The following is an 11,627-nucleotide window of genomic DNA, read 5'->3' as shown; positions in this document are numbered from 1 at the left end:
ATATATGCAGAATAGGTACTTATTATAAGGATAACCTTCATAAAAAGTAGGACAGGGGGAGATTTAATGCGTTTAAGTGAATTAAGTGGCAAAGAGATTGTGGATTTAGAAAGAGCAGAAAAAATGGGAGTTTTAGGTCATGCAGATTTAGAAATTGATGAGAGAGATGGAAAAATACAAGCGCTTATTATACCTGCTGGGAAATGGGGAGGTTTTAAAAGAGAACAGCAAGAAGTGAGAGTAGAATGGAGCAAAATAAAGAAGGTTGGAAATGATATGATACTTTGCGATCTTACGAACCATTCAAGATCATAGTGAAAGATGACCATTTTGGTTGTCTTTTTTTATCTTTATATAAAGAAGATAAATCACGTGTGCTTTTTGTTTTTCAATCACCTCAAACTCGTACATTACATATGATGTGGAGGAAAAAGAAAAAGTAGGCATTTTTCTTATAAATGAAAGAAAAAGAAGGTGAATTAGGGAATGTTGACTGAGATGCATATTGCTGTCATAGGAGGAGATGCACGGCAGCTAGAAGTAATTCGCAAGCTAGTCGAACTGGACGCGAAACTTTCATTAATAGGGTTTGAACAGTTAGATCATGGCTTCACAGGGGCAGCAAAGGAAAGTATACAAGATTTAAATTTCACTTCTTTAGATGCAATTATTTTGCCGGTTGCAGGGACGAATGCCAGAGGAGAAGTAGATACTATTTTTTCAAATGAGAAAGTTTCCATAACGAAAGAACAAATTGAAAAGACGCCAGAAAACTTCACTATATATTCAGGTATTGGTACACCTTACCTGGAAAATCTCGTAGCTACTACAAATCGCAAACTTGTAAAATTATTTGATCGTGATGATGTTGCAATCTATAACTCTATTCCGACCGTAGAAGGTACACTAATGATGGTTATTCAACATACTGATTACACAATTCATGGATCGAATGTAATGGTTTTAGGATTTGGTAGAACTGGTATGAGTGTTGCAAGAGCCTTTCAATCATTAGGAGCACATGTCAAAGTTGGAGCGAGACGTTCGGAACATATTGCTCGTATTACAGAAATGATGTTTTCTCCTTTTCATATGCAAGACATAGAGAAAGAAGTAGGTAATATCGATATTGTTATTAATACAATTCCGCATCTCGTTGTGACAGCGAATGTTATTTCAAAAATGCCAGCTCATACGCTAGTTATTGATTTAGCTTCTAAGCCAGGTGGCACGGACTTTCGCTATGCGGAGAAGCGTGGAGTGAAGGCATTATTAGCACCTGGTCTTCCTGGGATTGTTGCACCGAAAACAGCAGGACAAATATTAGCGAATGTTCTTTCTCAGTTATTAATAGCAGATGCAATCGCAAAGGAGGATGATGAGAAATGAGTTTAAAGGGAAAACGAATTGGTTTCGGATTTACAGGGTCACATTGTACGTATGAAGAAGTTATGCCACATTTAGAGAAGTTAATTGCAGAAGGTGCAGAAGTACGTCCCGTTGTTTCTTATACTGTCCAATCAACAAATACTAGATTTGGCGAAGGGGAAGAATGGATTAAAAAGATCGAAGAAATAACCGGTTTTAAGGCAATTAATTCAATCGTTGGCGCAGAGCCACTAGGACCGAAAATTCCACTAGATTGCATGGTGATTGCACCACTAACAGGGAATTCGATGAGTAAATTTGCAAATGCAATGACAGACTCTCCAGTATTAATGGCAGCAAAAGCGACGCTTAGAAATGGAAAGCCTGTTGTGTTAGCTGTTTCGACGAATGATGCGTTGGGGCTTAATGGAGTAAATCTCATGCGCCTAATGGCTACAAAAGACATCTACTTCGTACCATTTGGCCAAGATGCACCAGAGAAAAAACCGAACTCAATGGTAGCTCGTATGGAGTTACTTGAAGATACAGTATTGGAAGCGCTACAAGGAAAACAATTACAACCTGTTGTTGTAGAAAAATTCAGATATATGAATTAAAAAACGAAAAAAACGTACAATTTTTGTTGAAACCATCATTCTTACTGTAGAATATGATAAAATTAACGTTATTAAGATTAGAGGGGGCATTGTAAGCTCCTTCTAATTCTAAGTTATAGAAGGATTGGTATCTAGAAAGGGGCATAGTGATGGAAAAGCAAAAAACTTTTCATGTCGCTGTAGTTGGAGCAACCGGCGCAGTTGGTGAACAAATGTTAAATACTTTAGAGAAACGAGAATTTCCAATTGGGAAGTTAACGTTACTTTCATCTAAACGATCTGCAGGTAAGAAACTTGTATTTAAAGGCGAAGAATTTACAGTTCAAGAGGCAACTCCTGAAAGTTTTGAAGGAGTAGATATTGCACTATTTAGTGCAGGTGGATCTGTATCGAAACAATTAGCGCCAGAAGCAGCAAAGCGCGGTGCAATTGTTGTTGATAATACAAGTGCATTCCGTATGACAGAAAACGTGCCACTTGTTGTACCTGAAGTAAATGAAAATGATTTAAAAGAACATAATGGTATTATTGCAAATCCAAACTGTTCTACAATTCAAATGGTAGTAGCTCTTGAGCCAGTTCGCCAGCAATATGGTTTAAAACGAGTAATCGTTTCCACATATCAAGCTGTATCAGGTGCTGGTGCGGAAGCTATTGAAGAACTTCATGAACAATCACAAGCAATCTTAAATGGCGAAGAAGTAAAGGCGAATGTTTTACCTGTATCAGGTGACGAAAAGCATTTCCAAATCGCTTTTAATGCTATTCCACAGATTGATAAATTCCAAGATAATGGATTTACATTCGAAGAAATGAAAATGATTAATGAAACGAAAAAAATTATGCATATGCCTGAATTAGAAGTAGCTGCGACATGTGTACGTTTACCAGTTGTATCGGGTCATTCCGAGTCTGTGTACATTGAAGTAGATAAAGAAGGCGTAACAGTAGAAGAAATGAAAAACTTACTTGCAAATGCAGAAGGTATTGTACTGCAAGATAATCCAGCAGAGCAGTTATATCCAATGCCAGCTACTGCAGTAGGTAAAAATGAAGTATTCGTTGGAAGAATCCGTAAAGATTTAAATAATGATAAAGGATTCCACCTTTGGGTCGTATCTGATAACTTATTAAAAGGCGCTGCATGGAATTCTGTTCAAATTGCAGAGCGCTTAGTAAAATTACAATTAGTGTAAACGGCTAAGAGAAGGTGCAAAATATGAAAATTATTGTTCAAAAATTTGGTGGTACATCAGTACGTGATGACAATGGGCGCAAGCATGCGCTTCACCATATAAAAAAATCGTTAGCTGCTGGTTATAAAGTAGTTACTGTTGTATCAGCAATGGGCCGTAAAGGTGAACCGTATGCAACTGATACGTTATTAAGTCTTGTAAATCAAGAGGAACCTAATATTTCTAAACGTGAGCAAGATTTATTATTATCATGCGGAGAATTAATCTCAGCAATTGTTTTCTCTAACATGTTGAATGAGAATGGTATAAAAGCAGCAGCATTAAATGGTGCGCAAGCTGGTTTTGTAACGAATAATGACTTTACGAATGCTAAGATTATTGAAATGAATTGCGATCGTATACATGAAGAGTTACAAAATGTAGATGTTATCGTCGTGACTGGATTCCAAGGTCAAACGAAAAATGGAGATACGACAACACTTGGACGCGGAGGTAGTGATACCTCAGCTTCAGCATTAGGTGTTGCGCTTCATGCTGAATATATCGATATCTTCACAGATGTTGAAGGTGTTATGACTGCGGATCCTCGTATCGTAAAAGATGCACGTCATCTTCAAACTGTAACATATAACGAGATTTGTAACATGGCTTATCAGGGTGCGAAAGTTGTTCATCCGCGTGCGGTTGAAATTGCGATGCATGCAAAAGTACCACTTCGTGTACGTTCTACGTATTCTGATAGTGAAGGTACGCTTATTGCGGCATATGATGGTGCTACAAAAGGGCAGGATGTAGAAGAACGTCCTGTTACAGGGATTGCCCATGTGTCAAACGTAACGCAAATTAAAGTGCTTGCAAAAGAAACTGCATATGATTTACAACAACACGTGTTTAAAGAAATGGCTAATGAAGGGATTAGTGTGGACTTAATTAACATTTCTCCTACCGGTGTAGCTTACACAGTAAAGGATAGTGTATCAGCGCGTGCAGTTGAGGTTTTAAAGCAACTTGGATATGATCCAGTGGTGACAGAGCATTGTGCGAAGGTTTCTATCGTTGGTGCTGGAATGGCAGGTATTCCAGGGGTTACAGCGAAAATTGTCACAGCTTTAGCGGAAAAAGGTATTCAAATTCTGCAATCAGCAGATAGTCATACGACAATTTGGGTTCTTGTAAAAGAAGCCGATTTAGTGGAGGCTGTGAATGCATTACATAGTGCATTTGAGCTTTCAAAAGAAAAGCAACTGGAACAATAAGGAGTGAGATCATGATAGATTTTGGGACAATTGCAACCGCGATGGTAACACCGTTTGATAAAAATGGTAATATCGATTTTGCAAAGACAACGAAATTGGTAAATTATTTAATTGATAACGGTACAACAGCAATCGTGGTAGGAGGGACGACTGGAGAATCTCCTACATTAACATCAGAAGAAAAAGTAGCGTTATATCGCCATGTCGTATCTGTTGTCGATAAAAGGGTGCCCGTCATCGCTGGAACAGGTAGCAATAATACGCATGCTTCTGTCGATTTAACAAAAAAGGCAACTGAAGTTGGTGTTGATGCAGTTATGCTAGTGGCACCGTATTATAATAAACCGAGTCAAGAAGGGATGTACCAGCACTTTAAAACAATCGCTGAAAGCACTCCGCTTCCGGTAATGCTATATAATGTTCCAGGAAGATCTATTGTACAAATCTCCGTTGATACAGTTGTTCGTTTATCAGAAATAGAAAACATTGTTGCGATTAAAGATGCAGGCGGCGATGTATTAACAATGACAGAAATCATTGAAAAAACAGCGGACGACTTTGCAGTATACAGCGGTGATGATGGTTTAACATTACCAGCTATGGCAATTGGAGCAAAAGGTATTGTTTCTGTAGCATCTCATGTTATCGGGAATGAAATGCAAGAAATGATTGCTGCATTCCAAGCTGGAGAGTTCAAAAAAGCGCAGAAATTACATCAATTACTAGTAAAAGTAACGGATGCACTATTTATGGCGCCGAGCCCAACACCAGTAAAAACAGCATTACAAATGGTGGGATTAGATGTAGGTTCTGTACGTTTGCCACTTCTTCCATTAACGGAAGAAGAAAGAATAACGTTACAATCCGTAATGCAATCTATTCCTCGTTAATAAAAATGACCTAGTGTGAAACTAGGTCATTTTTATTTTGACTAACTATATGTAAGTGATGAAAATTAGCTATAGTTAATAAGCTGTAATAAGAAGGGGGTGGCAGGGGGGAGAATTAGTAAGAAACTGATTACAGAGATAAGATTTTTTTAGTGAATATCGTTTCATGTTTATGTAAAGAATTTACATGAATATTTTTCCATCAAACTCTTATTACGTAGGGAAAATAGTAAAACTGATATGAATTTTGCCCTCTTAAATTATAATCTCATTTTAGTGTCTTCTCTTGTCTTTCGCATAATTTAACTTGTGTTCTATTTCTTGTATCAGTTATAATATGGCTAAGTAGCTTAGTACGGGTATGCTTAGCAAAATTGGTAAAAATTAAGATTTAATGAAATTTTCATATCATATCGAATAAGATATTTGATTTATATAATGAAAGAGAGGTGAAACCTGGTTTAAAAAATTAACAAGGACATGATATCGCATAACGGTAAGGACATTCGTCTTGGACGGTGAATATATGGTGGTTGTAGAGTTTCCCCTGGTGTCTCTGCAATTTTAGTGAAATCAGTGTTTGCAAGATTTTTAAACCAGGCAACAACATGAAGAGAAAAGAGAATGAGTCTGTTAAAGTATTTGCTCTTGGCGGAGTAGGTGAAATCGGAAAAAACATGTACTGTGTTGAAATTGATTCTGAAATCTTTATTGTAGATGCCGGATTGATGTTCCCGGGAGATGAAATGTTTGGGATTGATATTGTTATTCCTGACATTACATATTTAGTAGAAAATCAAGAGCGAGTAAAAGGACTATTTATTACCCATGGTCATGAAGATCATATTGGTGGAATTGTTTATGTGCTTCGTAAATTATCTATTCCAGTATATGCGACGAAATTAACGGTAGGACTTATACAAGAAAAGCTTGGCGAAGCAGGAATGTTAGGCCGTGTAGACTTAAAAACAATTGACTCGAATTCAACAGTAGAGTTTAATTCAACAAATGTGTCATTCTTCGGAACGACACATAGTATTCCGGATTCTGTGGGTGTTTGTTTCCATACATCAAAAGGTGCTGTAGTATATACAGGAGACTTTAAATTTGATCAAACTCCAATCGGAAATAGTGGAGCAGATCTTGGGAAAATGGCACGAATTGGAAATAAAGGCGTACTTTGCTTGTTATCTGATAGTACAAACGCTGAACGTCCTGGTTATACAGGTTCGGAAAAAGAAGTTGGTATAGAGATTTCTAAAGTATTCTATAGTTCAGAAGGGCGTATTATTGTTGCTTCATTTGCCTCCAATGTACACCGTATTCAACAAGTGTTTGATGCAGCTGCTGAAACTGGAAGGAAAGTAGCGGTAGTAGGACGTAGCATGGTGAAAGTGGTAGATATTGCAAGACGTCTTGGTTATTTAGATGTTCCAGAAGGTATGGTTATTTCATTACAAGAAATAGACAATTTCCCGGAAAAAAAGGTAGCTATCTTAACGACTGGTAGTCAAGGGGAACCGATGGCAGCCCTTTCTAGAATGGCGAAACAAGCTCATAAACAAATTTCAATTCGTAAAGGTGATACTGTTATTATTGCAGCTTCTCCAATTCCAGGAAATGAAGTATCTGTATCAAAAATTATTGACTTGTTATTTAGATCTGGTGCTGAGGTTATTTATTACGGTGAAAGAAAAGTTCACGTTTCAGGTCATGGTAGCCAAGAAGAATTAAAGTTGATGATAAATTTAATGAAGCCGCAGTATTTTGTACCCGTACATGGTGAGTTCCGTATGCAAAAAGCACATGCGTATTTAGCGGAAGATGTAGGTGTTGCGAGAGAGAATATCTTTATCGTAGAAAAAGGCGATGTAATTGCTTTTGGTGACGATGAAGCAAAATTAGCTGGTAAAGTGCAAGCTGGTAATGTTTTAATTGATGGATTAGGTGTAGGTGACGTCGGTAACATCGTTCTTCGAGATAGAAAGATGTTATCTCAAGATGGAATTTTAGTTGTTGTTGTAACACTTGGTAAGGATGAAAAGAAAATAATCTCTGGTCCAGAAATTATTTCACGCGGCTTTGTATATGTTCGTGAATCAGAAGCATTAATCGAACGATCCACAGATATTGTACGTATGATTGTTGAACAATCAATTAAAGAATATACAATTGAATGGTCTATGTTGAAACAAAATATTCGTGAATTATTAGGGCAGTTCTTGTACGAAGAAACGAAGAGAAAGCCAATGATTTTACCGATTATTATGGAAGTATAAAGAAGGTCACCTTTACAGGTGATCTTTTTCTTTTTTAACCCTATCGAATGAAATTCATAACTTAAGAAATAATAGTTATATACGAGTGAAAGGGGATGCGATATGACAGAACGTGATCGTTATACAAATGAAGAAAAAGAAGCTGAGCCGAAAGAAGTTCCAAAAGAGGCTTCTATAGTGGAGAAAATTCAGCAACTTGGACAGACAAATGTACCACAAATGAATGAATCGCGTATTCATTGCTTAACAATTGTTGGGCAGGTGGAAGGTCATATTCAGTTGCCACCACAAAATAAAACAACAAAATATGAACACATCATTCCGCAAATTGTCGCGATTGAACAAAATCCAAAAATTGAAGGTTTACTGTTAATATTAAATACAGTTGGGGGTGACGTTGAAGCTGGATTAGCGATTTCTGAAATGGTGGCTTCGCTTTCAAAACCAACTGTATCTCTTGTTTTAGGAGGAGGGCATTCAATCGGTGTACCGATTGCGGTCTCAACTGATTATTCATTTATTGCCGAAACAGCGACGATGACAATTCATCCAATTCGTTTAACAGGTCTTGTTATAGGTGTGCCACAAACATTTGAGTATTTGGATAAAATGCAAGAAAGAGTCATTCGATTTGTGACAAAGCATTCGAAAGTAACGGAAGATCGTTTTAAAGAGCTTATGTTTGCAAAAGGGAATTTGACGCGAGATATTGGGACGAATGTAATAGGTGGAGATGCAGTGAAGTATGGTCTTATAGATGGTGTCGGTGGTATTGGTAGCGCACTTCGAAAATTAAACGAATTAATTGATGAACGCAAGGATAATAGTACAGAAGGGACAATGCTACAATGATTTTATATACAATTATGCCAGAGCAACTTGTGTATCCGGCCGATTATTCACAATGCGAAAGCCAAAAAGTTGTGAATATAAATGGCGTGGAATTAGTGGTTTCTGAGGAGGATAATCAATGTTACTCTATTGTACGTGTATTAAGTACGAATCCGTCTCACTACCTAGAGTTTGAGCCTGGACAGAAAATTACCTTTTAGCAAAAAGAAGGATTTTGTTTAGGAGCTATGGTATAATATAAAAAACAAGACGGTTGAGCAGCCATGAGTAGGCTGCTTTCTTCTGTTTATTTAACATTTTACAAGAAGTGTAAAAATAGAAGATATAAAGACCTGAAAAATAGAGAGAAAGACATGTAAGTAGAGCTTTTTTATAAGAAAGTTGTACTTAATTTTTAGAACACGAGGTGAAGAAATGGCAAAACAAAAGCAAAGAGGGACGAAGGCTAAGGCAAGACGTACGATAAAGCCAACTTTGTATTATGAAATCGTCGGGTTGACTCTTTTTGCACTTTCGATTATTACGATTTTACAGCTAGGTGTTGTAGGGAAATCGTTTGTGTTATTTTTTCGCTTCTTCTTTGGTGAGTGGTACATAATTGGTGTGTTAGGTGTAATAGCTTTATCTGTTGCGTTTGTAATAAAGCGGGGATGGCCCAACCTTTTAAATAAACGGCTAATTGGTGTTTATTTAATTGTACTAGCAATATTAATGTTTAGTCATATTACATTATTTAACCTGCTTACGAAAGATGGAGCTGTACAAAATACTTCTGTAATTGTTAGTACAAAAGATTACTTCTTCCTTGAAATGAAAAAGGGCCCGGATAGTGTTCATTTAGGTGGTGGTATGTTCGGTGCATTGATGTTCGCAACGTGCTACTTCTTATTTGACGAAGTAGGGGCATATATCATTGGAATTATTTTAGTTATTCTTGGAATACTTTGTATAACAAATAAACATATTGGAGAAGTACTTGCTCCGGTAGGGAGAATTCTTAGAAGTCAGTTTCAAGTAATGCAAGGGGATTATAAAGATTGGAAATCTCAAAGGGTCGCCGAGCAAACTGAAAAGAAAAAAACAACAAGAAGCAAGAGGCGTGAACGTGTTGCTGAACAAGAAGAAGCTATTGAGCCAGTAGAAGAAATAGAAATTGGTCCACCAATTATTTCGAATTTTACTGAGAATTATCCAGTACGTGAAGAGACGGAAAAGCAGATAGAAGAAAATGATTTAATCACTCCTCCGTTTATTGAAGAGGCAGTTCCGCCTGCGCCAGAAGAACAACCTCACAAGAAACGAGGAGAAAAAATCGTTGAATCGCTAGAAGGTGAAACGAAAGCACCTCCTATGCAATTTTCTAATGTGGAAAATAAAGATTATAAGCTTCCTTCGCTTGATATATTAAAGTTTCCCCAAAATAAGCAAGTAACAAATGAAAATGCGGAAATTTATGAAAATGCTCGTAAATTGGAACGTACATTCCAAAGTTTTGGTGTGAAAGCGAAAGTAACAAAAGTACATAGAGGTCCTGCAGTTACGAAATATGAAGTGTATCCTGATATGGGAGTAAAGGTAAGTAAAATTGTTAGTTTAAGTGATGATTTAGCGCTTGCTTTAGCAGCGAAAGACATTCGTATTGAAGCACCTATTCCCGGGAAATCAGCTGTAGGAATTGAGGTTCCGAATTCAGAAGTTTCTATGGTAACGCTGAGAGAAGTTCTTGATTCAAAGGCGAATAACCACCCAGAAGAGAAGTTATTAATCGGTCTTGGACGTGATGTTACAGGAGAGGCTGTATTGGCACGTTTAAATAAAATGCCCCATTTATTAGTAGCTGGTGCGACTGGTAGTGGAAAGAGTGTATGTATTAATGGAATTATTGTAAGTATTTTAATGCGTGCAAAACCGCATGAAGTAAAATTAATGATGATTGATCCGAAAATGGTAGAGTTAAATGTATATAACGGTGTTCCGCACTTATTAACACCAGTCGTAACTGATCCGAAAAAAGCATCACAGGCTTTGAAGAAAGTTGTGAGTGAAATGGAGCGTCGTTATGAATTATTCGCGCATAGCGGTACGCGTAACATTGAAGGATATAATGATTATATTAAAGAACATAATAGCCAATCGGAAGCGAAACAACCTGAATTACCATATATTGTAGTAATTGTGGACGAGTTAGCTGATTTAATGATGGTTGCTTCTTCGGATGTAGAAGATGCGATTATGCGTTTAGCGCAAATGGCACGTGCTGCTGGTATTCATTTAATTATTGCGACTCAGCGCCCGTCAGTTGATGTTATCACAGGTGTTATTAAAGCGAATATTCCATCGCGTATTGCATTTGCTGTATCTTCCCAAATAGATTCTCGAACGATTCTTGACGGTGGTGGTGCAGAAAAGTTGCTAGGTCGTGGAGATATGTTATTCATACCAATTGGTGCATCGAAACCTGTTCGTGTACAAGGGGCGTTTTTATCAGATGATGAAGTTGAGAGAGTCGTAGAATCTGTTATTGCGCAGCAAAAAGCGCAATATCAAGAGGATATGATTCCACAAGATGTTCCTGAAACAAAGCAGGAAGTAGAAGATGAATTATACGATGAAGCGGTTCAGCTTGTAGTAGAAATGCAAACAGCATCTGTTTCTATGTTACAACGTAGATTTAGAGTAGGATATACGCGAGCAGCTCGTTTAATTGATGCCATGGAAATGAATGGTGTAGTAGGTCCTTATGAAGGTAGTAAACCAAGGGGAGTACTCATTAAAGATGTGCAAGAAAAAAGTTCTTAAAAAAAGCCTAATTGTTTTTACAATTAGGCTTTTTTATATGCTGTTTTTGTTATATACTATAGTCAATAAAAAAGAAAGTGCTTACATAATAGAGAGTTCTTTAGAATACGAATGCTTATCGTTTTGGTTTTCAAAACGTTCGATATTTAATGTAGAAAAATGTTGAATTCTGTTGACACATATGGGAGCAAGTGGTAAGATTACTTCGAAAAGAATCACTGCCTCATATAATCTTGGAGATAAGGTCCATAAGTTTCTACCTGGCAACCATGAATTGCTAGACTATGAGGGGAAAAGTGTGTAACAAAGGATGTAAGGAATCTTTGTGCCGAACTTTTTCTCTATATGAGAAATGTTTATGGTACAAAGT

10 protein-coding genes and 1 riboswitch are annotated in these 11,627 nt (G+C 37.1%); all 10 genes read left to right on the top strand.

Annotated features, from left to right (window positions below):
- The first annotated feature begins 66 nt into the window (after positions 1-66).
- The gene (locus AB3X49_RS11540; RefSeq protein ID WP_002014571.1) at positions 67-315 is read left to right on the top strand and encodes a YlmC/YmxH family sporulation protein; all 249 of its coding nucleotides are present in this window, start codon (positions 67-69) and stop codon (positions 313-315) included.
- 171 nt (positions 316-486) lie between these two features.
- A complete protein-coding gene (dpaA, locus tag AB3X49_RS11535) occupies positions 487-1,389 on the top strand; it encodes a dipicolinic acid synthetase subunit A (protein ID WP_002128797.1) in 903 nt (300 codons plus the stop codon).
- Positions 1,386-1,985: a dipicolinate synthase subunit B gene (gene dpaB / locus AB3X49_RS11530; protein ID WP_002111357.1), complete on the top strand. Its 600-nt coding sequence runs from the start codon at positions 1,386-1,388 to the stop codon at positions 1,983-1,985. Before dpaA ends, dpaB begins: the two co-directional genes overlap by 4 nt.
- Positions 1,986-2,134: 149 nt before the next feature.
- Positions 2,135-3,181 (top strand): aspartate-semialdehyde dehydrogenase, encoded by a 1,047-nt coding sequence (asd, locus tag AB3X49_RS11525; protein WP_367962140.1) that lies wholly within the window; start codon positions 2,135-2,137, stop codon positions 3,179-3,181.
- A gap of 23 nt (positions 3,182-3,204) precedes the next feature.
- Positions 3,205-4,437, top strand: coding sequence for an aspartate kinase (dapG, locus tag AB3X49_RS11520; protein WP_002088068.1), 1,233 nt, complete (start codon positions 3,205-3,207; stop codon positions 4,435-4,437).
- An 11-nt stretch (positions 4,438-4,448) separates the two neighbouring features.
- A complete protein-coding gene (gene dapA, locus AB3X49_RS11515; protein WP_002014579.1) occupies positions 4,449-5,327 on the top strand; it encodes a 4-hydroxy-tetrahydrodipicolinate synthase in 879 nt (292 codons plus the stop codon).
- Positions 5,328-5,935: 608 nt separating this feature from the next.
- Positions 5,936-7,606 (top strand): ribonuclease J, encoded by a 1,671-nt coding sequence (locus AB3X49_RS11510; RefSeq protein ID WP_367962137.1) that lies wholly within the window; start codon positions 5,936-5,938, stop codon positions 7,604-7,606.
- Between the two features lie 102 nt (positions 7,607-7,708).
- Complete coding sequence (tepA, locus tag AB3X49_RS11505; protein ID WP_002014582.1) at positions 7,709-8,458, top strand: translocation-enhancing protein TepA; 750 nt, start codon at positions 7,709-7,711, stop codon at positions 8,456-8,458.
- Positions 8,455-8,658 carry a YlzJ-like family protein gene (locus AB3X49_RS11500; protein ID WP_002088064.1) on the top strand — a complete coding sequence of 68 codons (204 nt, stop codon included), beginning with the start codon at positions 8,455-8,457 and terminating at the stop codon, positions 8,656-8,658. Before tepA ends, AB3X49_RS11500 begins: the two co-directional genes overlap by 4 nt.
- Positions 8,659-8,872: 214 nt before the next feature.
- Entirely contained in the window at positions 8,873-11,257 is a 2,385-nt protein-coding gene (locus AB3X49_RS11495; RefSeq protein WP_002014584.1) for a DNA translocase FtsK, read from the top strand.
- Between the two features lie 203 nt (positions 11,258-11,460).
- Positions 11,461-11,562, top strand: a riboswitch (purine riboswitch).
- The last annotated feature ends 65 nt before the right edge of the window (positions 11,563-11,627 follow it).

The organism is Bacillus sp. C30, from assembly GCF_040838255.1.
In the GTDB taxonomy this organism is placed as follows: Bacteria; Bacillota; Bacilli; order Bacillales; family Bacillaceae_G; genus Bacillus_A; species Bacillus_A mycoides.
The sequence above is the reverse complement of the archived record's forward strand: the minus strand, read 5'-3'. Positions and strand labels throughout refer to the sequence as shown.

Coding starts and splice junctions, on each gene's coding strand:
- AB3X49_RS11540 (WP_002014571.1), top strand. CDS start 67: ATGCGTTTAAGTGAATTAAGTGGCAAAGAGATTGTGGATTTAGAAAGA.
- dpaA (WP_002128797.1), top strand. CDS start 487: ATGTTGACTGAGATGCATATTGCTGTCATAGGAGGAGATGCACGGCAG.
- dpaB (WP_002111357.1), top strand. CDS start 1,386: ATGAGTTTAAAGGGAAAACGAATTGGTTTCGGATTTACAGGGTCACAT.
- asd (WP_367962140.1), top strand. CDS start 2,135: ATGGAAAAGCAAAAAACTTTTCATGTCGCTGTAGTTGGAGCAACCGGC.
- dapG (WP_002088068.1), top strand. CDS start 3,205: ATGAAAATTATTGTTCAAAAATTTGGTGGTACATCAGTACGTGATGAC.
- dapA (WP_002014579.1), top strand. CDS start 4,449: ATGATAGATTTTGGGACAATTGCAACCGCGATGGTAACACCGTTTGAT.
- AB3X49_RS11510 (WP_367962137.1), top strand. CDS start 5,936: ATGAAGAGAAAAGAGAATGAGTCTGTTAAAGTATTTGCTCTTGGCGGA.
- tepA (WP_002014582.1), top strand. CDS start 7,709: ATGACAGAACGTGATCGTTATACAAATGAAGAAAAAGAAGCTGAGCCG.
- AB3X49_RS11500 (WP_002088064.1), top strand. CDS start 8,455: ATGATTTTATATACAATTATGCCAGAGCAACTTGTGTATCCGGCCGAT.
- AB3X49_RS11495 (WP_002014584.1), top strand. CDS start 8,873: ATGGCAAAACAAAAGCAAAGAGGGACGAAGGCTAAGGCAAGACGTACG.